Below are 22,781 nucleotides of genomic sequence, written 5' to 3' on the forward strand. Positions count from 1 at the left end.
ACCGTGACCAGCACCGACGAAGATGATCACATGACAGAGGAAACGGGGCACCGTCGGACGGTGCTGGTCGCCGAGGACGATCCCGGAGTGCGCAGCACCCTGGATCAACTGCTGCGCTTCGAGGGCTACAAGGTGCTGCTGGCCGCCGACGGACTGGAGGCCCTCGGTCTCCTCGAACGGGAACGGCCGGACGTGGCGGTGCTGGACGTGGTCATGCCGAACCTCGACGGCCTCGGCCTGTGCCGGATGCTGCGCAGGCGCGGCGACCGGCTGCCCGTACTTGTTCTGACGGCCCGTCACGAAGTCGGCGACCGGGTGGCGGGCCTCGACGCGGGCGCCGACGACTACCTGGCCAAGCCGTTCGCCACCGAGGAACTCTTCGCCCGCATACGGGCGTTGCTGCGGCGCACCGAACCGGCCGAGGGCAGCGGGGTGCTGGCGCTCGCCGACCTCACCCTGGACCCCGAGGCGCGGCAGGCCTTCCGTGGCACGCGCCAACTGGACCTGACCAAGACCGAGTTCGACGTACTGGAACTGCTGCTCTGCCACCCGGGCACGGTGCTCACCCGGTCCCAGATGTACGAGCGCATCTGGGGCTTCGACTTCGACACCACCTCCCGCTCCCTCGACGTCTACATCGGCTATCTCCGCCAGAAGACCGAACAGGGCGGCGAACCCCGGCTGATCCACACCGTGCGCAGCGTCGGCTACACCCTCCGGGCCGCGTGATGCTCCGTACCAGAGTCACCGCGGTCGTCGTCGCGGCCGCCGCGCTCGCCATGGCCCTGGCGGCCGTCATGTCCTACCGGGGCGTCAGCGACCTGGTCTCCGGTGAACTCGACCGGGGGCTCGACGACCGTACGAACACGGTCGTCACCCTGCTCGCCGCCGGCCTCACCCCGCAGCCCCGGAAGGACATGACCGAACAGGTCGTGTCCGCCCAGGGGGCCGTACGGCAACTGGCCCCCGGCGGGCGGGAGTTGCCGGTCTCCGCGGCAGCCCTGCGGGTGGCCGGGACAGGACGGGGGGAGAGCCGTGAGGACGTCGTCGTCGGCGGAACCGAGTACGGCACCCTGACCCGGCCGCTGCCCGGCGGGGGAGCGGTCACGGTCGGGCAGAGCTACGAGGGCGCCGCGAGCGTCGACGACGCGTTCCTCTGGCGCATCTCCTGGACCACGGCGGCCGCCCTCAGCCTCTCCGCGCTGCTGAGCTGGCTCGTACTGGGCCGGATCCTGCGCCCTGTCCGTCAGCTGGTCCGTATCACCCGGCACATCACCACCACCCGGGACCTCTCCACCGCGCTGCCGCCCGCCGGGTCCGACGAGATCGGCCAGCTGACCCGCAGCTTCGAAGCGATGCTCACGGAACTGCGCCGCTCCCGCACCCAGCAGCAGCAGCTCGTCCAGGACGCGAGCCACGAGCTGCGCACCCCGCTGACCTCGGTGCGCGGCAGTGCCGAGCTCCTGCAACGGGCCCGCGGCAGGCTCGACCCCCGGGACGAGGCGCAGATCCTCACCACCCTGGTCACCGAGACGGCGGCCCTCGACGACCTCGTACGGGAACTCGTCGAGCTGGCCACCGACAGACACACGGACGAGGACCAGGCCGCGGTCGACCTGGCCGCCCTGGCCGAGGACACCGCACACCGCCACCGGACCAGGACCGGCCGCACGATCTCGGTCACCACCGACGCCCCTGTTCCGGTACGGGCCCGGCCGCGCGCGGTGCAGCGGTGCGTCGACAACCTCCTCAGCAACGCGGTGAAGTTCAGCCCCGAGGACACCCCGGTCACCGTGCACGTCGAAGGCTGCCGCCTTTCGGTGCGCGACCGGGGCCCCGGCATCGCGGCGGACGAGCGCGCCGCCGTCTTCGACCGCTTCTACCGGGGCTCCCGCACGCAGGCCACCCCCGGCTCGGGGCTGGGTCTCGCGATCGTGCACGACATCATCACGGCCGACGACGGCACGGTGTTCGCCGAAGGCGCCGCAGGGGGAGGCGCGGAGGTCGGCTTCGTCCTCCCGCCCGACGGTCCCGACGGCTCGGGCGAGCCGGTCACGGGGTCGCGTCGTCCCGGCTTCCGGGCGCGCGCCGCCCGGCAGCCGTGAGGGATTCGCGCCGCCCGGCGGCCGTGAGGGACTTGCGTCGGCCGGCAGCCCTGAGGGGTTCCCGTCGGCCGACCGCCGTGAGGAGGGCGTGCAGCAGGACCGCCGTGAGCGTGCCCGCGACGACTCCGGATCCCAGCACGGTGCGGACCCAGGACGGGAAGCCCGCGTAGAGCTGAGGGGCGACCACAGGCAGCAGCCCGACGGCCAGGGCGAGCGCCGCGACCATCGACTGACCCTGCCGGGCCAGGTCGGACCTGGCGAGCATCTGGACGCCCATGACGGCGATGAGCGCGTAGACCACGAGCGCGGAGCCGCCGACCACGGCCGGCGGCACACCGGCGACCAGGCGGGAGACGGGGGACAGCAGGCCCACCGCGACGAGGAGGACGCCGGCCGCCGCGGTCACGTACCGGCTGCGTACACCGGTGAGACGGGTGATGCCGATGTTCTCGGAGCTGGTCACCATCAGGGACGTGCCCCAGACTCCGCCGAGCAGTGACATCAGCGCGTCGGCGCGGGCGACCCTCGGGACGTCGCGGCCGGGAGCGGCTTCGCGGCCCGCGGTCTCGCTGTTCAGGACCGTCTGGCCGGTGATCTCGGCGAGCGTGGTGAGGCTGAAGATCAGCAGGGGGAGGGCGGCGACGACGTCGAACCGCGGTGTCCCGTAAGGGAAGAGGTCGGGCAGCGCGAAGCCGCTGCCGGCGGCCGGGCCGAAAGCGCCGAGCCCGCTCGTCACGGCGATGACGGTGCCGGCCGTCATCCCGATGAGGACCGCGCTCTGCCGCCACACTCCGCGCATCAGCAGGTACGCGGCGAGGGTGACGGCCACCGTCAGTCCCGCGAGTACGACGGATCCGGGCGGCGCGGCCCCGGTCGGCCCGGTGATGAGCTGGGCGGCCACGCGCACCATGGCGATGCCGATCAGCAGCACCGTGACGCCCATGACCAGCGGCGGGAAGAGGCGTACGATCCGCGCGTAGAGCGGCAGCACGGCCAGCAGCAGCGCCGCGGCGAGCAGCACCGAACCGGTGGCGACGGCCGGACCGTGATCGGCGGCGATCTGCAGGAACAGTGCGGCCGCGGCACCGCCCGGCAGCATCACGAACGGCAGCCGCGCCCCGACGCGCCAGACCCCGAGCGACTGGAGCAGCGATCCGGCACCGCACAGGACGAGAACGGCGCTGAGCAGCGACGCCGTGCGGGCGGGGGACAGGTGCAGGGCGGCGGAGGTCAGGAAGACGGTCGATATGGGCGCGGCGGCCATCGCCAGGACGTGCTGGAGCGCCAGGGGCACCAGGCGGCCGAGGGGGACCCGTTCGTCGGCCGGGGCGAGGGAGCGGGGTGCGGTCGCGGGCGTGGGCGTGGTCGTGGGCGTGGTCGTGGTCGTGCGGGCCGGGGTCACCACGCGCCTCCCTGCTCGGGCAGTTGGCCGGAACCGGTCACAACGCCGCCTCCGGCCAGGACAGTCGGTCGGCCGGGCGCGCACGGCGCCCTCCTGGCCGGGTCGCATACGGGCCTCCCCGGTCGGGGCAGTCGGCCGTTCGAGGTCACAGCCCGCCCTCCAGCCACGGCAGTTCGTCCGCCGCGTACCGGTACGCGCGGAAGACCGCGTTCGGCTCGGCCGGGAACAGGCCGCGGACCTCGGACTCCTCGTAGCCGCCGAAGTACGGCACGACGTACTCCCACACCACCTGTCCCCCGGCCGTGACTTCGAACAGACGCCCCGCCGGGGAGTCGGTGACCAGGGTGTTCCCGTTGGGCAGCCGCTGCGCTGACCCCATGAAGGGCGCGAAGAACGACTCCCTGGCGGGGTCGTGGTACTCCCACACCACCTCCCTGGTGACCCGGTCAATCTCGATCACCCGTGAGTACGGGACGTCGTGCCCCGGCCGGAAGACGCCGTTGTCGAAGACGAGGAAGTTGCCGTCGGCCAGCTCAGTGGGGTGGTGCTGCTGGGAGACGGTGCCCGGATCGGTGCGCCACAGGACCTCCCCCGTGGCGCGGCTGATGACGACGACCGCCGAGACGCTGCGCAGGCTCGCCAGGATGTTGCCGTCCGCCAGCGGGACGACGGAGTTGATCAGCGGCCAGTGCTCCCGCGCGTAGTCGGGATGCAGGGCGTACTCCTCGCGGTCGAGGTGCTCGGAGGCCCGCCAGGACCAGACCTCGGTGCCGTCGGCCGCCACCTGCGTGAGGGTGTCGGCCCAGACGGTCCCGCCCTTCGCCTCGGAGCCCGCCACACCTCCCCGTACACCGTCCGCCCGTGCCCCGGTGAGGGGTTCGACGGCGGTGTAGAGGATTCCGCCGTCGTCCAGGTGGTGGGCGTCGTGGTGCTGCAGGGGGTCGAGGTGCTCGCGCAGCGGCGTCCCGTCGGGCGCGTACACACCGAGGACCCCGCCCCGGTACTTGTGCCACATCGGGAACAGCGCCTCCTCACCGGGCAGTACGCCGTTGTGGGCCAGGTTCCCGCCGGGCAGGATCCGCGCGTGCCGACCGGCCCGGTACGGCAGCCGCCAGCTGTGGACGCTCTCGCCGCGCAGGTTGATCAGGTGCACCGCTCCGCCGCCGGTGAGCGGCGCGAAGAGGGTGAGGCCCTCGAAGGCGAGGTCGGGGTCGAGGGCGATGAGGCCGGTGCCGCGGCGGCGGCGCTGGTTCTGGTCGACGGAGGACACGACGACTCCTTGTCAGAATTTCTTTGACTCAGTGGAATGCCTTTGAACGTAGGGGAGTTGTGTGTCAGCGGTGTGACAGGAGTACGAAACCTCCGGCGACGCTGCGTATGGTGATCACCAGGGGTGAGGTGACGACCATGGAAGAAACGCAGGGGCGCGGGCTCGGCGGTGCGGTGCGCCGCCGTCGGCGGGCGCTGGACCTGACGCTGGCGGTGCTGGCCGACCGCAGCGGCCTGTCGGTGCCGTTCCTCAGCCAGATCGAGAACGAACGCGCCAGGCCCAGCATCCGCTCCCTGCAGCGCATAGCCGACGGCCTGCAGACCACCGCGGTCCAGCTGATGGCGGCCGCCCACGACGCGGGAAACCCCCTGCACGTCGTCCGCGCCCAGGACGACGCGGGCCTGGCCTCCGACACCGGGGTGCGCCCGCTGGTCCGGGGCAACCGCCAGATGCACGCCCTCGAATTCACCGGGACCCAGCACGCGGACCGCGAATTCCTGCACCAGAACGACGAGTTGATGTACGTGGCGGACGGCACGGCCGAGGTGCACGCCGAGGGCCGCACGATCGTGCTCGACCGCGGCGACACCCTCTACCTCACGGGCGGCGTGCGCCACCGCTGGCGCGCGACGAGCCCGGAAACCCGGGTCCTGCTGGTGGCCGTCTCGGACGGCGGCGACCTTTGACCCACGCGGTCGGGGGTCAGGCGGACACCAGGAGCGAGGTGACCGTGCTGATCGTCAGCGTCCGAGGCGGAGGGCCTGGCGGGGCGGCCGGCCGGAGTTCCGGGAAGCGGGCGAAGAGGGCCGACAGGGCGGTACGGAGCTGGAGCCTGGCCAGCGGTGCGCCCAGGCAGAAGTGCGGGCCCCGGCCGAAGGCGAGGTGCGGGCCCTCGGGGCCGGGCAGCCGGAAGGTGCCGTCGTCCCCGTTCGCGTCCCTGTCTCCGTCCCCGCCGTCGGGGGACGCCTCGCGGGACGCCCCCCGGGCCGGGTCGCGGTTCGCCGCCGCGTAGCACAGCAGCAGTGCGTCGCCCGCGCGGATCCGCCGCCCGCCCAGCGGCACGTCCTCGCGGGGGAAGGCGAACGGCAGCGAGAACACGCTCGCGTCGAAGTTCAGGGCCGCTTCGACGACTTCGTCCCAGGACACGGCCCCTTCGAGGACGCGCGCCAGCTCGCGGGGATGCTCCAGCAGCGCGCGCACCGCGTTGACCAGGGCGGACACGGTCGTGTCGAAGCCGGCTCCGAGGAAGAGCCAGAGGGTGTCCCTGGCCTCCTGCGGGCTGAGCCCGTCCCCGGCTTCCGCCGCCTCCTTGAGCACGGTGACCAGCCCGCCGTCCGCGCCCGGCGCGACCGGCCGGTCCAGCAGATGGTCGAGGTAGGCGCGGATCTCGGCGCTCAGCAGCCGCGACTCCTCCGGAGGCAGGGCTGCCCGGGACAGGGCGCGGAAGACCAGTGAGGTGGCCCGGGGCTGTTCGTCGGCGGGGACGCCGAGCAGCGAACACAGCACGTTCAGGGCGAGCGGCAGGGCGAACTCCGCACGCAGATCCACCGGTCGGGACCTCGGGTCGAGGCCGTCGAGCAGTCGCTCCACGGTCTCGGTCACCGTGGGGACGAGCGCCTTCACCCGGCGCGGCGCGAAGGCCCCGGCCGCCGCCCTGCGCAGCCGGGAGTGGTCCGCGCCGTCGGACGTCAGCATCCACTGCCGGTTGAGGTGGTCGAGCATGGGCCAGTCCGCGGGAACCTCCCCGTCGCGCAACGCCCGCCAGTGGGCGGGGGAGCGGGCGAACAGCGGCCGGGTGAGGACCTCCTCCAGCTCCGCGAATCCGACGACGGCCCAGCAGTCCACACCGCCGGGCCACCGGGCCGGTACGACACTGCCGTGGGCGCGCAGGATCCGTGCCTGCTCCCGGAGGTCCAGGTCGGGATCGAGGGTGACGCGGTCCGGCCCCATGGGGTGCCTCCTGCGGAAGGGGGACGACGGAGGGAGCCGGGGTTCGGCATCGTTCTCCATGCTGCCCCCGACCGCGCGTCCGTACGCGCGGACCGGAGGGTGACGCGCGATCCGGAGGGCGACGCGCGGACCGGAGGGTGACGCGCGGACCGGCGGGCGACGCTCCCGGTCGAGTGAGTCCTGGCCGGGTGAGTCCCGGTCGGGTGAGCCGTGTCTCACCCGGGTGTCGCGGCTTGTTTGTGCAACAAGTTGCATAGGAAGATCGCAGCAGGGGACTCGACCACGCGATACGCCTCTCGCCGTCGGCCCCACTGATCGGCGACCCCCCACGCGAAAGGCGGACCCTCATGGCCGAGTCCCTCCTGTTCAACCCGCACACGTACGACCCCCAGGGCTTCGACGCGGAGACCCGCAGGCTGCTGCGCGCCACCGTCGACTGGTTCGAGGCGCGCGGCAAGCGCAGGCTCATCGAGGACTACCGCACCCGCGCCTGGCTGGCGGACTTCCTCGCGTTCTCCGCCAAGGAAGGGCTCTTCGCGACCTTCCTCACCCCCGCCGCAGAGGCCGGGGGCAACCCCGACAAGCGGTGGGACACCGCCCGTATCGCCGCCCTCAACGAGATCTTCGGCTTCTACGGACTCGACTACTGGTACGCCTGGCAGGTCACCGTCCTCGGCCTCGGCCCCGTCTGGCAGAGCGACAACGCCGCCGCCCGCAGCCGCGCGGCCGAACTCCTCGACCAGGGCGAGGTGTTCGCCTTCGGTCTCTCCGAGAAGTCCCACGGCGCCGACATCTACAACACCGACATGCTGCTGACCCCGGACGGCGACGGCGGCTTCCGCGCCACCGGCTCCAAGTACTACATCGGCAACGGCAACGCCGCGGGCCTCGTCTCCGTCTTCGGCCGCCGCACCGACGTCGAGGGCCCCGACGGGTACGTCTTCTTCGCAGCCGACAGCCGCCACGACGCGTACCACCTCGTCAAGAACGTCGTCGACTCCTCCAAGTACGTGAGCGAGTTCCGCCTGGAGGACTACCCGGTCACCGCCGCCGACGTCCTGCACACCGGCAAGGCCGCCTTCGACGCCGCGCTCAACACCGTCAACGTCGGCAAGTTCAACCTCTGCACCGCCTCCATCGGCATCTGCGAGCACGCGATGTACGAGGCCGTCACCCACGCGAGCAACCGCATCCTGTACGGCCGTCCCGTCACCGCCTTCCCGCACGTGCGCCGCGAGCTGACCGACGCGTACGTACGCCTCGTCGGCATGAAGCTCTTCAGCGACCGCGCCGTCGACTACTTCCGCACCGCGGGCCCCGACGACCGCCGTTACCTCCTCTTCAACCCGATGACGAAGATGAAGGTGACCACCGAGGGCGAGAAGGTCATCGACCTCATGTGGGACGTCATCGCCGCCAAGGGCTTCGAGAAGGACAACTACTTCGCCCAGGCGGCGATCGAGATCCGCGGCCTGCCCAAGCTGGAGGGCACGGTCCACGTCAACCTCGCCCTGATCCTGAAGTTCATGGGCAACCACCTCCTCGCCCCGGCCCCGTACGAGCCCGTCCCGACCCGACTCGACGCGGCCGACGACGACTTCCTCTTCCGTCAGGGCCCGGCCCGCGGCCTCGGCGACATCCGCTTCCACGACTGGCGTCCCGCTTTCGACGCGTACGCGAGCCTCCCCAACGTGGCCCGGCTGCGCGAACAGGCCGACGCGCTCTGCGAGTTCGTCACCACCGCGGCCCCCGACAAGGAGCAGAGCCGCGACCTCGACCTGCTGCTCGCCGTCGGCCAGCTGTTCGCGCTGGTCGTGCACGGTCAACTGATCCTGGAGCAGGCGAAGTTGACCGGCCTTGACGAGGACGTCCTGGACGAGCTGTTCGCCGTTCTCGTACGGGACTTCTCCGCGCACGCGGTGGAGCTGCACGGCAAGGACTCCGCGACCGAGCAGCAGCAGGACTGGGCGCTCTCCGCGATCCGCCGCCCGTCCGTGGACGAGGCCCGCTCGGCCCGGGTCTGGGAGCGGGTCGCGGCCCTCTCCGGGACGTACGAGATGGCGCCGTAGCACGGGCGCTGCAGCGGCGCTGCGGTGAAGTCGCGGCAGCGATCCGGCCGGCCATCGGGGGAGACCCGATGGCCGGCCGGTCTCGTTCGGCGGCCGGTGCGTCCCTTACCCGGCAGGTCCGGTGAGGGACGCCGCCGCGTTCACGGCGTCGGCGATCGTGCCCGTGTGCGGCGGGCGGACGATGTCGTAGTGCGTCGCGTCGAGTGCCCCGAAGTCTTCGAGCAGGGGCAACTCGGCCTTCCAGGCGACCAGTTGGACATCGGGTGAGACGGGCTCCGGGAGGCCCGCCACCGGGCGGCTCGCCAGCCAGAGGTGGGCGGGCGTGCCCGTCAGGCCGGGCAGTTCGTGCTCAGCCATGGCCGCGAGATTGGCCCGGCAGCAGCGTGCGAGCCGCTCGGCGTACGCCTGCGCCCCCGCGCTGGGCCCGGCCTCTCCGGACCCGGGACCCTGTCTGCCGTGGTTGAGCTCGTGCGTGAAGACCGCTTCGATCCCCGCCTCGTCGTACGTGCGGAAGCGCGGCCCGGCGTCCGGCGCCGGCGGGTCCAGCAGATGCAGCCCCTCGGCGGGACGGCCCGCCGCCTCGGCCTCCGCGGCCATGGCGTGGGCCACCCAGGCGCCGAAGGACCAGCCCGCCAGCTGCCACCGCCACTCACCGTGCGGGAAGCGCGCCTGGAGCGCGTCGTGGTAGCGCCTGGCGCGCTCCGCGAGCGACCAGGCCGGGCCGGGACCTGCCGCAGCCCCGCCGGGGTGCTCCGGCGCAGCTCCGCCGGGGTGCTCCGGCGTCTGGTCGCGCAGGGCGGGATCCGCGATCAGGCACACCGTGAGGCGCGGGTCCAGCGCCGACACCAGGTCGCGGTACGCCTGGATGTCGCCGCCCACCGGATGGACCAGGCACACCAGGTCGGCACCGGTGCCCTCCTGCCACACCTCAAGCGCGACCTGTTCCCGCGGGGAGGACTCCTCTTGAGGGGAGTCCACCTGTAGCTGCGTCAGGAGCTCGTCGAGGCTGACGCGGTGGCTGAGGCCGGAGAGTTCGAGGCTCACTCCGAGGTGCTCCTCCACCTTGACGATGAGGTCGATCAGGGTGAGGGAGTCGGCGCCGTAGTCGTACAGGGAGGCCCCGGGGTCGAGCTCCTCCTCGGTGAGCCCCAGCCACTGGCAGAGCCAGCCGGAGAGGAGCGCGGCCGCGTCGTCGGCTTCGCCGTCGCCTTCGCGTACGGCGGCCGCGTCCTGTGGAACCGGTACCGGGGCGGCCGGTCCCGCGTAGAAGACCGGGGCCCGTTCGATGTCCGTGGTGGACACCAGCAGATGCGGCAGCTGGAGGCGCAGCGCCCGTGCGAACAGCTGCTTCCCCTCCTCCGCTGTCAGGCCGACCGCGAGGTGTGCCTGATGGCGGGCGTCCGTGTGCAGGGCGCGTTCGGCCATGCCGCCCTCGCGCCAGATGTCCCAGCCGAGCGCGATGCGCAGCGTGCTCCCGTCCGCACCGGAACTGTGCCGGGCGAAGCCGTCGAGGGAGCCGTTCGCGGCGGCGTAGTCGAACTGGCCGATGCCGCCGAACAGCGCCGACATCGACGAGCAGTACACCGCGAAGCCGGGGCTATGCCGCTCGATCAGCCGCTCTACGAGCAGCGCACCGCGCAGCTTGGCCTCCGTCGTCCACCGCAGCACGGCGGGATCGCGCCGGGCCAGCAGCCCACCGCCCGCCACGCCCACCGCGTGCACCACGCCGTCGATCCGAGGGGCGCGCCGGTCGAGCAGGGCCAGGACCTCTTCGGGGGCGGCCACGGCCAGATCGGCCTCGACCAGCTCCACCCGGTCCGCCCACGGCGTCAGCTCCTCGGGGAGGAGGGACTGCCGGGACACGAGAACCACCCGGCAGTCGGACTCCGCGAGCAACCAGGCGGCGATCGCCCGGCCGATGCCGCCCGTGCCACCGAGCAGGACGTACGTCGCGGGTCCTTCCGGCAGCGCGGACGGCACCGCGGACGGCACCGCGGACGGCACGACGGACGGCATGACGGACGGCATCGCCGGGTGGGGAGCGGGTACGGGCGACAGCGCCTGGTACCACCAGTACCCCTGCCGGAGCGCGAGGCGGCGGTGCGGCACCGGTGCTCCGGCCCCGCCGCCGTCGGTCTCCCCAGCCGCGGCGAGCAGGCCCGCCAGAGCGGGAGACCAGGCCGGGGGCCAGGCGGAGGACCGGTCGCCGTCCCCGTCGCCCGGCAGGTCCAGCCACCGTCCGTCGACGGCGCACTCCTGCGGTGCCACCTCCGCCGCGCCCGCCAGCAGCCCCAACTCCGGCCGCTGTACGGGACCTTCGACCGGCTGGGCGCCGTACGAGAGCCACCACGGGCGCAGCCGCACCGGGTGCGCCAGCTCGGCCGCCGCGCGGAGCAGTGCGGCCGGAGCGTCCAGGCAGGCCCACCGGGCAAGGGCGAGCGACTCCTCGCCGACCGGCCCCCGTACCGCGAGCGGCAGGGCGTGCAGCCAGTCGACGCTCTCCTCGGTACGTCCTGTCCCGGTCAGCGTTTCGAGCAGCTGACGGAGCGAGCCGGGGTCGGCGGGGTCCACTTCGTAGACGTCGTCGGCGAGCCGGGCGAAACCGTCGGCGGCGACTGCCGCCACCACCCGCTCGTACCCCGCTTCGAAGGGCCGCAGCGCCTCGGGCGGCAACGGCTCGGCCGTCACCACGACCAAGAGGTCGCGCCTGTGCGTCACTTCGCGGGCGGCGGCCCGGCTCAGGCGCACCCAGTGCGGCTGGTGCAGCCAGTCGGCCTCGCCGATCCGCTCGGGCCACGCGCTGCCCGACGCTCGGGCAGCCGGAGCCTCCGACGTGGTGGCACGCTCGAAGTCGTAGGGGGCGAGCGCGAAGGCGGGCGGCGGGAAGTCCCACGGCGCCTGCGCCGGTCCTGCGGCCCAGTGGACGGTACGGGCGGCCAGCCAGGCCTCGACCAGGACGGCGGGCGGGTGCTCCTCCGCACGCAGGCCGTCGTCCGCCTCCTCCCCCTCGCGGGAACCCGGAGCAGGGCCCGGAAGGGGGCCCGGAGCGGGGCCCGGCACGGCCGTCACCGTCAGCTCCGTGCCGCCGTCCGCGACCGTACGCAGCCAGGCCAGCGCCTCCGGCACGTCGGCGCACACCGCGGCGGCGCGCCAACGGCGGTGGGGGCGTCCGGCCTGGAGATGGCGCAGCACCTCGTCGTACGTCTCGGGCCGGGCCCGGAGGTGATCGGCGATGCGCGCGGCATCGGCGCGCAGCGCCTGAGTGCTGCTGCTGGAGAGCAGCAGGCAGCGCGGCGCCCCGGCGGCGTGCACCTCCGCGCCTTCGCCGTCCGCCCGGCCACCCTCTTCGAGGACCAGGTGGGCATTGGTGCCGCCGATGCCGAAGCTGCTCACCGCGGCCACCCTCGGCCGTCCGGCGGGCCAGGGCGCGGCCTCGGTCGGGATGTGGAACGGGGCCGCGTCGGACCCGATCTGCGGGTTGAGCCTGCGGAAGTCGACCTGCGGCGGGATCACCCCGTGGTGGACCGCCAGCACGGCCCGCACCAGGCCGACCACGCCGGCCGCCGCGCCCAGATGCCCGATCTGGCTCTTCGCCGAGGACAGCGCACACCGGTCACCGCCCGACAGGTCGAAGGCCTGCCGCAGCGCGCCGACCTCGACGGGGTCGCCCAGCGGGGTGCCGGTGCCGTGCGCCTCGACGTACCCCAGGTCGGCGCTCGTACGGCCGCTGCGGCGCAGCGCGGCGCGGATCACCTCGCGCTGGCCGGTCAGCGAGGGCGCGCTGTAACTGAGCTTGCCCGAGCCGTCGTTGTTGACCGCCGAGCCGGAGAGGACCGCGTACACGGTGTCGCCGTCGCGCCGTGCGAGCCGCAGCGGCTTGAGCACCACGACGCCCACGCCGCTCCCGCCGACCGTGCCGCTCGCGTCGTCGCTGAAGCCGCGGCAGTGCCCGTCCTCGGAGAAGATGTGCTGCGGGCGGTACGCGTAGCCGTCGGTCAGCAGCGTGTCGACGAGCACCCCGCCCGCCAGCATCACATCGGCGTCGCCCTGCCGCAGCAGCCCCGCCGCCACGTGGACCGCCACCAGTGAACTGGCGCAGGCCGCCTGCAGGGTGAAGGCAGGACCCGACAGGTCGAGGTGGTAGGCGACCTTGGTGGTGAGGAAGTCCTTCTCGTGGTGGAGCGCCAGCTGGAAGCCGTCGGGCAGCCGCTCGGGGTCCGCCTCGCGCAGCAGGGACTGGAAGTACGTGTTCTCGCCGCAGCCCGCGACGAGCCCGATCCGGGCGGCCCCCGGGCGCTGACCCCCGGCCCGCGCGATCCCGGCGTGGGACAACGCCTGTACGCAGCTCATCAGGAGGTGGCGCTGCTGGGGGTCCATCAGCCGGGCCTCCTGCCTGCTGATGCCGAAGTGCTCCGGATCGAACGACAGCAGTTCCGACATCTGGCTGCGCGCCCCGACGAGGCCCTCGGCGGCCTCGAAGTGCTCGATGCCCCGCCTCCCGGTGCGTATCAACTCCCAGAAGGCGGCCAGGTCGTCGGCGCCGGGCACGCGTACGGCCATGCCGACGACGGCGATCGGCTCGGCAGCGGTGTACGACGGCTCGGCAGCTGACGGCTCGTCAACGACCTTGGCGCTGCTCGGCTGTTGACCGTCGAGGAAGGCCGCGAGACGGCGGACCGTGACGTGCTCGAAGAGGTCCGGGATCGAGAAGCGCAGATCGGGCTCGGCGGTGCAGCGCAGATGGAAGCGCATCAGGCCGAGGCTGGACGCACCCGCGTCGAAGAACCGCTCGTCCGGCCGTACGGGCAGGCCGAGCACCTCCTCGAACAGCTCCGTGAGCCGGGCCTCGCGCGGCGACAGCACCGGCCGGTCGGGCACGGCGGCGCCGGCCCCCGGCCGCAACTCCTCGCCGGGCGCGGCGAGCGCCGCCCGCCGGTCCAGCTTGCCGCTCGGGGTGAGGGGCAGCCGCTCCAGGATCCGGAAGCGGTCGATGCGTACGTACGAGGGGAGCAGCGGCGTCAGATGCCGGACCAGCTCCTCGTGACCGGGGGCCGCGGCGGTGTCGCGCACGTGCAGGCACGCGACGAGACGTCCGCCCTGCTCCTGCCCGACCACGGCGTTGACGACCTCCGCGTGCTGCAGGAGAGCCGCCTCGATCTGGCCCAGTTCGAGACGGTGGCCGCTCAGCTTGATCTGCTGGTCGTCCCGGCCCCGGTAGTGCAGCAGGCCCTCGTGGTCGAAGTGCGCCAGGTCGCCGCTGCGGTAGAAGGTGCCGAGCCCCGGCAGGTCGACGAAGCGGTCCTCGTTGAGACGGTTGTCGCCGGTGTAGCAGGGGGCAGCCATGGGGCCGCCGATGAGCAGGCGGCCGGGACGGCCGGGCGGCACCGGCTGGTCGGCGGCGTCGACCACCCGCAGCCAGGCGCCCGCCACCGGCGTGCCGATGGCCGGGCGCTGCGGCCAGCCGGCCGGATCGCCTTCCAGGCACAGAGCGCTGACCACATGGGTCTCGGTCGGCCCGTAGTGGTTGAACAGACGGGCGCCTGGCAGCCCCGCGAACCATCGCCTGATCGCGTCCGTGCACAGCAACTGCTCGCCCGCGGTGACGACTTCGCGCAGCCGCGAGGGGTAGCGGCCGAGCCGGACGCCGTGCTCGGCGAGGAGCTGGAGCGCCACGTACGGCAGGAAGATGCGCTCGGCGCCCGCCGCTTCGAGCTGGTCGAGCAGCGCCGGGGCGTCCTGCCGCCACTGCGGGCGCACCAGGTGCAGACGGCCGCCGCCGCACAGGGTGCTGAAGATCTCCTGGAAGGAGACGTCGAAGGAGAGCATGGAGAACTGCTGGGTGACGGCCGGTCCGGCCGGGCCGCCCGCCTCCTGCTGCCACTGCAGCAGATTGCACAGGGTGCGGTCGGGTACCTGCACCCCCTTCGGGGCGCCGGTGGAGCCCGAGGTGAACAGCGTGTACAGCGGCCGCCGCCCGTCGTGGGCCGCGTACGCCAGCTGTGAGGCGGCCGACGGCGGACGCGGCGCGAGCACGACGGGGCGGCGCGGCAGCGAGTCCGGCGCGATCCCGTCGAGCGCGTCCGTGTCGCCGCCGGCCACCAGCACGCAGAGCGGTTCCACCTGGGCGAGGATCTGCCGCAGCAGGGCCGGAGGGTACGAGGGGTCGAGCGGGACGGCGGTGACATTGAGCCGGGCCAGCGCGAGGAGCGCCACCACGTGCGTGTCCGACGGCTGGAGGTACAGCGCGACGCAGCGGGGGCTCCCGTCCCCTTCGGGCAGCGGGTGCTCACGGCGCAGCTCGGCAGCCAACCCGGCCGCGTGGGCGTCGAGTTGGGCGTACGTCAGAGTCCGCTCGCCGGTCACCAGCGCGGGTGCGTCGGGTGTACGGCGGACCTGTTGGTCGAACCCCTCGGCGACGGTGGTGAAGACCGGCGGCAGCGGGGCCGCACGGCCGGGCTCGGGCAGCTGCTGCCGGTACGGGGCGACGAGTTCGGCCAGCGAGGGGTCGGCCGGCGAGGGGTCGGCGGTCTCCGCCGTGAGACGGTCGAGGCCGTCGCGGAACAGCCCCGCCATCGCCGCCACCTCACCGGCGTCGAAGTAGCGGGCGTCGTACTCCCACAGGCAGTCGAGCGCGCTCGCGGGCTCGTCGTCCGTCAGTGCGGCGCGCTCGACCACCGACAGGGTCAGCGGGCACTTCGCGGCGGTCGGTTCGGGCCAGCGCGGACGGACCCGGCAGCCGGGGACGGCCAGTGCGCCGAAGTCGGTGTTCTCCAGTACGAAGAGGAAGTCGAAGGGGGTCTCCCCGGTTCCGCCCCTGCCGTCGGCCGACGCGTCACTCAGTGCGTCGGCCAGCGTCACGTCCTGGCGGTCGAGGACCGCCCGCGACATGGAGCCGAGCCGCCGCAGCAGCGGACGCAGCCGCTCGCGCACGTCCAACTCGCAGGGCAGCAGCACCGTGTTGGCGAACATGCCGACCCCGGACTCGAACTCCTGGACCGGCCGGTTGGCCACCGGGGCCGCGACCCGGAGGCGGGTGCGTCCGGTGACCCCGTACAGGCTCCAGGCGTACACGCCGAGGAGCACCTGGAACCGGGTGAGGCCGAGTTCGCCGCAGAGCCGGTCGAGCGCGGCACGACGGCCCGCGTCGAGCGTGGTGTGCAGCAGGCGCCCGGTGTCGCCGTCCGCTGCGTGGACGGGCTCCAGGGGGCCGCTCTGCTCGTCCGCGGCCGGAGCCTCCCACTCCCCGTAGGCGGCGCGCAGTTCGCTGCGCTGTGTGCGGTAGGCGTCGCGGGTGAACCACTCGGTCTGCCAGGCGGCGTAGTCGAGCGGCGTCGGGGCGTCCGCGACTGCCGGGCCCTGCGGCCGTTCGCCGCGCGCGGCGGCCTGGGCGTGGGCGTAGCCGTCCGACAGGTCGCCGAACAGGACGTTGAGCGACCAGCCGTCGACCGCGATGTGGTGCAGGGACAGCAGCAGCTCACCGCCGCCGGGGCCGGGCAGCCAGCACGCCCTGAAAAGTTCGCCGTGGCTCAAGTCGAAGGCGCTGTCGAAGAGTTGGGCGGTGAAGGCGGAGCGGCCCGCTTCGTCGCGGACGGCCTCGGGGCCGGGCCCGACCCACGGGTCGTACGGTTCGGCCACCACCTGGCGCAGCCCTTCGGGCCCGGCCTCGAAGGCGGTGCGCAGCGCCGGGTGCCGGACCACGAGGCCCCGCAGCGCCTCCCGCAGCGCGGCCGCGTCGACCTCGCCGTCCACCTGGAAGGCGAGCGGCACGTGGTACGCCCGGGAGGCGGGATCCTGCTGCTGGAGGAGCCAGAGCCGCTGCTGTTCGGCGGTGGCGGGGGCGGACCGGGCCCCGGCGGGGGCGGCCGGACGGGGGTAGAGGGAAACGTTGTCGTCACGGCCCCGGGTGCGGCGACCCGCGTCGATCACGTCAGCCAGCTCGGCGAAGTCGGCCCGCAGTACGAGGGCCTGGGGCAGTTCGACCCCCCAGCGCCCACGCACCTCGAAGCGCAGCCGCAGCGCCTTGAGCGAGTCGCCGCCGACGGCTATCCAGCGGTCGGTGGGGCGCAGGCCGTCAACACCCGTGATCTCACTGGCAAGTTGGAGCACCGCGCGCTGCCACTCCGTGGGCTCGGACCCGGCACCGGGACCGGGGAGGTCGCCCGCCCCGGTCCGCCGCCAGGGCGTGCCGGCGTCGCGCAGCAGCGCCTCCCGGTCGACCTTGCCGTTGGAGTTGAGCGGGAGTTCCGCCACCAGGTACGTGCGGTGCGGGCGCATGTACGCGGGCAGGCCCGCGGCGAGGTGCTCCTCGAACGCGTCGTAGGACAGGTCGGCGCCCAGCACCAGGTGGGCCAGCAGCTCGTTGACGCCGTGTGCGTCGCGCCGGGTGCACACGTACGCCTGGCGCACCGCCGGATGGGCGGTGAGCGCCCGCTCCAGCTCGCCCGGCTCGATGCGGAAGCCCCGCACCTTGACCTGCCGGTCGGCACGTTCGACGTACGTGTAGCGGCCTTCGGCGTCGCGGCGCACCAGGTCGCCGGTGCGGTAGTACCGGGTCTCTCCGCCGTCGTACCAGGGCAGGGTGACGAAGCGGCGCCCGGTCTCCTCCGGGAGGTTGCGGTAGCCCGCCGCCAACGCCTCGCCGGACAGGTGGAGTTCGGCCACCTCGCCGGGTTCTGCCACCCGAGCGCCGTCGGCCACCGGCAGCGCTCCGGTGCCCGGCAGTGCGCGGCCGATCGGCACCACGTCGCCCTCGAAGTCCCGGGGGATCGGGTGGAGGAGTGCGAACGTGGTGGCCTCGGTGGGGCCGTAGACGTTGTGCAGGCGGGTGCCGGAGGTGCTGTTGTGCCGGTACCAGCGCGTGATCAGACGTGCGTTGAGCTGCTCGCCGCCCACGAGCACCTGGCCGATGCCGGAGAAGCAGTGCGGCACCTTGTCGACCACCGCGTTGAACAGCGCCACAGTGATGAACAGGACGTCGATGCGCAGCCGTTCGAGCTCGGCGGCCAGCACCTCGGGCGTCTGCGCGGTCTCGTCGTCGAGGATCACGCAGCAGCCGCCGGTCAGCAGCGGGGCCCAGACCTCGAAGCTGAGCGCGTCGAAGGCGGGGTTCGACATGCAGGAGAACCGTGCGCCCTCGGTCAGCTGGAGGTAGCCGGGCCGGGCGAGGCGCAGGATTCCGGCGTCCCGCACCTCGACGCCCTTGGGGCGGCCGGTGCTTCCCGAGGTGTAGAAGAGGAAGGAGGGTGCCGCAGGGTCGGCCGCACCCGTGTGGGGCCGGTCGTCGTCGTGCCCAGGACTTCCAGTGGGGGAGCCGAGCAGTGAGTCCACGGTCAACTGCGTGACGCCGGACGGCAGTTGATCGGTGTCACCCGCGCCGTCCGCCCCGTGCACCACCAGCACGCTGCCCGAGTCGGTCAGGATGTGGCGTCGGCGCTCCGGTGGGCTCTGGGCGTCCAGCGGTACGACCACCGCACCCAGGCGCAGCACCCCGAGCATGACGCACACCAGCTGCCAGGAGCGGGGCAGGCAGAGTGCGACCGCCTGGCCCGGACGTACGCCGTGTGCGTGCAGGGCGTCGGCGACCGAAGCGCTGAGGGCCGCCAGTTCCGCGTAGTCGAGGCGGTGCGTGCCGTCCACGAGCGCGGGTGCCGAGGGGTGGCTGCGGGCGCGGGCGAGCACGGTCGCGGCGAGGCTGGGGCCGGGATCGGCACCCGTACCGGCACCGAGATCGTCGACCCCGGGGCCGTGATCGGCACCGGCGGACAGGGGCTGGGGGGCGGGCTCCCCGAGAAGGGGTGCGTGGTCGCTCATGCCGGGTCCGCCTGTTCGCCGTAGCTCGCCAGCTCGGACACGATCGTCTTCGCCACCCGGGGTACCTCCGCGGACTCCAGCATGTCCCAGTGGCCGCAGTTCACCGACTCGACCGGGCAGCCCTCCTCGTCATTGCCGGTGAGGCCCTGCCAGAAGTCGCGGACCTCCCGCAGTTCTTCCTCGGTCGCGCCCTCAAGGGCCTGGATCAGGACGGTCCTGGCCGACGTCGGCGCCGCCGTGTGGTCGACCATGGTGAGCCGGTTGTGGTTGTAGAGGTGGAAGTACTGCTCGATCTGCTGGTCGTCGATGCCCGGGTACATGCCGTTGAACTTGATGAGCTTGTCCCGGAACTCCGCCATCTCCACCGGTTCGCCCCCGGCCCGCGCCTGCGGACCTTCGGAGCTCGGGGTGTCGAGCAGCACCACGCTCAGCGACTTGCGGCCCGCCGCGGCGAGGCGGCGGCCCATCTCGTGGGCGACCAGGCCTCCGTACGAGAGCCCGGTGAGGACCAGCGGCCCGTCCGAGGCGAGCAGCGGCTCGATCAGCGCCAGATAGGACTCGGCCATGGCCTCGACCGTGGGCAGGAAGGACTCGCCGGGGTTGACGCCGGGCGACTGGATGCCGTGGACGCCGAGGGCGTCGGGCAGGGCTTTGGCCAGTGACAGGTAGCAGAAGGCGGTGCCGCCCGCCGGGTGGACGCAGATCACCTGGGCGCGGCCGTCGCCCGGACGGAAGGTGAGGAGGTTGCTCGGCGGCGCCCCGTCGGCGCCCCGGCGCAGCAGTCCGCCCAGTTCCTCGATGGTGGGATGGGTCAGCAGGTCGCGCAGCGGTACCTCCTGGCCGAACTCCTCGCGGATCGCATGGGCCAGCTTGATGGCGGAGATCGAGCTGCCGCCGATGTCGAAGAAGCTGTCGCGGATGCCGATGTCGGCGTGCAGCAGCAGCCGTTGCCAGATCTGATAGAGCGTCAGCTCGATGTTGTCGCGCGGGCTGGCCTGGTTGACCTGGGCCGGGCGGGCGGCCCGGGAGAGTTCCAGCAGGGCGGTGCGGTCGAGCTTGCCGTTGACCGTCTGCGGCAGGCTCGGCAGCTCGACGAAGAAGGCCGGGATCATATGGCTCGGCAGGCGTCGGGCGAGTGCGGCCCGCCAGTCTGCGGCGGTGCGTGCCGGGGAGCTGTCCGCCGCGTCGGGGACGGGATGGCTGCCCGCGGTCTCCGCGGCCGCCGTGGTGCTGATGGCGGCCACCAGGTACGGTTCGCCGCTCGCGTCGAGGTCGGTGAGTACCGCCGCCTCGACCACACCGGGCTGGTCGCGCAGCGTGGCCTCGATCTCGCCGGGTTCCACCCGGAAACCGCGCAGCTTCAGCTGGTGATCGCGGCGTCCCACGAACATCAGCTGCCCCTCGGGCAGCCAGCGGACCAGGTCCCCGCTGCGGTACATGCGCGCACCGGGCACGAAGGGGTCGGGCACGAACCGGTCGGCGGTGAGAGCCGGACTGTTCAGATAGCCGCGCGCCAGTCCCGCACCCCCGATGTACAGCTCACCGGTCACGCCGATCGGCACCAGCTCGCGCCGTTCGTCCATGACGTACGCGTGGAGGTTGGGCACCATCCTGCCGATCGGGGACTGGCGGTTGAGCGGGCGCGGCTGGTAGGCGGTGCAGTACAGCGTGGTTTCGGTGGGCCCGTAGCTGTAGAGGACGAACAGCCCCGGGAGCGTCCGCTCCAACAGGTGCATGCTGTCCTCGGGCAGCGGCTGGAACGCGGTGCGTATGCAGCGCAGCGCGAGACCGGCGAGCCGCTCCTGCGGCGACTCGCAGAACCACTTGACGAAGGCGGGCGGCAGCAGCACGTCCACGATGCGGTGCTCGTCCAGCCAGCCCACCAGTGCCTCGGGGTCCTCGCGCACGCCCTGCGGCACCAGATGCAGGATGCCGCCGGTGGTGAGGGGCAGCATGAACTCCTGCACCGAGGCGTCGAAGGCGAAGGAGGGCCACATCGACGACGGCAGTCCCGGCGTGGCACCGAAGGCGTCCAGCCAGTAGTCGAGGAGGTTGAGGATGCCCCGGTGGGTGGCGGCCACGCCCTTCGGGCGGCCGGTCGACCCCGAGGTGTAGATGACGTAGGCCAGATCGTCGCGGCGGACGGAGAGGGCGGGGGCCGCCGCCCCTGCCTCTTCGGCCGACTCGGCCTCCACCTCGGTGAGGGACAGCCAGTCGTCCGCGGGCGGCGTCGCCGCGTTGCTCAGTACGACCACCGAGCCGGAGTCCTCCACCATGTCGTTCAGCCGCTCGATCGGCAGCGTCGGGTCCAGCGGCAGGTACGCGCCGCCTGCCTTGAGCACACCGAGGATGCCCACCACCATCTCCAAGGAGAGCTCGGTGTGCAGGCCGACCACCCGGTCGGTGGTCACGCCACGGGCTCGCAGCGCGTGCGCCAGGCGGTTGGCGCGCCGGTCCAGGGCGGCGAAGTCGAGCTGTTCGCCCCGGTGCACGACGGCGGTCTGCCCGGGGCGCTCCCGCACCTGCGCCTCGAAGCGCTCGATCAGCCCCGGCCCGGCGACCGGGGTGCGGTTGGCGTTGAAGTCCACCAGCAGCTGCCTGCGCTCCTCCTCGTCGAGGAGCGTCAGCTCGGCGACGGGCCGGTGGTCGGGGGAGGTGGTCAGCTGCTCCAGGACGCGGCGCAGCTGACGTCCGTACCGCTCCGCCGTCGACTCGTCGAACAGCGCGGCGGCGAAGCCGAGGGTGCCGCTGATGCGGCCCGCCGCCTCACCCAGCGACAGGGAGAGGTCGAACCGGACCGGTGTGTGCTCCGGCTGACGCGGCAGCACGTCGAGGCCCGGCAGTTCCCACGCCTCCTCCTCCGCGCCTTCCAGCCAGGCGAACGTCACCTGGAACAGCGGTGTGCGACCCAGGCTCCGGGGCGGCTTGACCGCGTCGACGACCTGCTCGAACGGCAGCTCCGCGTGGTCCAGCGCGGACCGCGTCACCTCGCGCACGTGAGTGAGCAGCCCGGCCGCCGTCAGATCGCCGTCGCCGTCGCCGGAGAGATCCGTCCGCAGTGTCAGCATGTTGGCGAAGGGCCCGATCAGGCCCGCCAGTTCGGTGCGCGGCCGGTTGGCGGCGGGCGTGCCGATCACTATGTCCTGCTGGCCGGAGAGGCGGGACAGGACCAGGGTCCAGCCCGCGAGGACGGCCGTGGAGACGGCGCACTCGTGACGCCGGGCGAACTCCTTGAGCGCGGCGGTCAGTTCCTCGTCGAAGTGGACGGGCACCTGCCCGCCGCGGTGGTCCTGCTCGGCGGGCCGGGGCCGGTCGGCGGGCAGCTTCAGGAGTACGGGGGCGTCGTCGAGGGTCCGTTGCCAGTAAGTGCGCTGCCTGGCAGCCTCGTCGCCGGCCAGCCACTCGCGCTGCCCGGTGGCGTACTCGGCGTACTGGACGGGCAGCGCGGGCAGTGAGTCGCCCGCGCCGCCTTCCGGTCCTGCGAAGGCGGCGTACAGGACGCCGAGTTCACGCCGCAGAATCCCCGCCGACCAGTCGTCCGCCGCGATGTGGTGCAGCGTCAGGAGCAGTATGTGCCGGTCGGTGTCCAGCGCCACCAGGCAGCCCCGCACCGGGTGCTCCGCCGCCAGGCCGAACGGTGCGGTGGCCAGCTCCCGCTGAATGTCCGCGAGTTCGTCCTCGGGGCGGGGATGCGCACTCAGATCCCGTACGGGGAGCGGGAAGCCCGCACCGGGCGGGTCGACCCGCTGGACGGGCGAGCCCGCCACGGCGACCAGCCGGGTGCGGAGCACCTCGTGCCGGTCGACGAGGGCGTCCAGCGCCCGGCCGAGCGCCGTGCGGTCGAGCTCGCCCCGCAGTTCCACCGCCAGGGGTGTGTGGTACGCCTCGCCCGCTCCCCGCATCTGCGCCAGGAACCACAGCCGTTGCTGTGCCGAGGACGGCGGCGCCGTGAACTCGGCGGCGGACTCGGCTGTGGTTCTGGCCGTGGACCTGCCTGTGGGCTCGGCCGTGGACACAGGAGAGGAATGGCGGGAATTCTGGTTCGCAGTCAAGGCCAACTCTTCCACTCTGGGGGAGCTGCCGGGCCGTACGAACGAGAAGCAAGAGCCGCACCGTCGACCGGTCCGGCCTTGCACCGGATGATTGATCAGCATGTCGGATTCTGTCAATAAGTG

9 protein-coding genes are annotated in these 22,781 nt (G+C 73.0%); 4 read left to right on the forward strand and 5 right to left on the reverse strand.

All coding sequences use genetic code 11. From position 1 onward, the window contains the following. Nucleotides 1-30 precede the first annotated feature (30 nt). Nucleotides 31-729 (forward strand): response regulator transcription factor, encoded by a 699-nt coding sequence (locus ACH4SP_RS09940; RefSeq protein WP_398412477.1) that lies wholly within the window; start codon nt 31-33, stop codon nt 727-729. Further along, nucleotides 729-2,105, forward strand: coding sequence for a sensor histidine kinase (locus tag ACH4SP_RS09945; RefSeq protein WP_398412479.1), 1,377 nt, complete (start codon nt 729-731; stop codon nt 2,103-2,105). The genes ACH4SP_RS09940 and ACH4SP_RS09945 overlap by 1 nt, the downstream gene beginning before the upstream one ends. Here the strand turns inward: ACH4SP_RS09945 and ACH4SP_RS09950 are convergent. Both ACH4SP_RS09950 and ACH4SP_RS09955 read right to left on the reverse strand, forming a co-directional pair. Further along, complete coding sequence (locus ACH4SP_RS09950) at nt 2,053-3,507, reverse strand: uracil-xanthine permease family protein (RefSeq protein ID WP_398412481.1); 1,455 nt, start codon at nt 3,505-3,507, stop codon at nt 2,053-2,055. The genes ACH4SP_RS09945 and ACH4SP_RS09950 overlap by 53 nt on opposite strands. 145 nt (nt 3,508-3,652) lie before the next feature. Continuing rightward, complete coding sequence (locus tag ACH4SP_RS09955) at nt 3,653-4,777, reverse strand: arylsulfotransferase family protein (RefSeq protein ID WP_398412483.1); 1,125 nt, start codon at nt 4,775-4,777, stop codon at nt 3,653-3,655. Between the two features lie 137 nt (nt 4,778-4,914). On the opposite strand from ACH4SP_RS09955, the gene ACH4SP_RS09960 reads away from it, so the two are divergent. Beyond that, nucleotides 4,915-5,463 (forward strand): helix-turn-helix domain-containing protein, encoded by a 549-nt coding sequence (locus ACH4SP_RS09960; RefSeq protein ID WP_398412486.1) that lies wholly within the window; start codon nt 4,915-4,917, stop codon nt 5,461-5,463. Between the two features lie 16 nt (nt 5,464-5,479). Here ACH4SP_RS09960 and ACH4SP_RS09965 read toward each other — a convergent pair whose 3' ends face one another. Then, a complete protein-coding gene (locus ACH4SP_RS09965; RefSeq protein WP_398412489.1) occupies nt 5,480-6,727 on the reverse strand; it encodes a cytochrome P450 in 1,248 nt (415 codons plus the stop codon). Between the two features lie 347 nt (nt 6,728-7,074). Between ACH4SP_RS09965 and ACH4SP_RS09970 the strand changes: the two genes are divergently transcribed. Continuing rightward, nucleotides 7,075-8,796, forward strand: a complete 1,722-nt coding sequence (locus tag ACH4SP_RS09970) for an acyl-CoA dehydrogenase family protein (RefSeq protein WP_398412492.1) — start codon at nt 7,075-7,077, stop codon at nt 8,794-8,796. 105 nt (nt 8,797-8,901) lie between these two features. Here the strand turns inward: ACH4SP_RS09970 and ACH4SP_RS09975 are convergent, their stop codons facing one another. Next, a complete protein-coding gene (locus tag ACH4SP_RS09975) occupies nt 8,902-18,606 on the reverse strand; it encodes an amino acid adenylation domain-containing protein (RefSeq protein WP_398412495.1) in 9,705 nt (3,234 codons plus the stop codon). Continuing rightward, the gene (locus ACH4SP_RS09980) at nt 18,603-22,622 is read right to left on the reverse strand and encodes an amino acid adenylation domain-containing protein (protein ID WP_398412499.1); all 4,020 of its coding nucleotides are present in this window, start codon (nt 22,620-22,622) and stop codon (nt 18,603-18,605) included. The genes ACH4SP_RS09975 and ACH4SP_RS09980 overlap by 4 nt, the downstream gene beginning before the upstream one ends. Nucleotides 22,623-22,781: the final 159 nt, after the last annotated feature.

The sequence above is a fragment of the Streptomyces sp. NPDC021093 genome, assembly GCF_044333135.1.
In the GTDB taxonomy this organism is placed as follows: domain Bacteria; phylum Actinomycetota; class Actinomycetes; order Streptomycetales; family Streptomycetaceae; genus Streptomyces.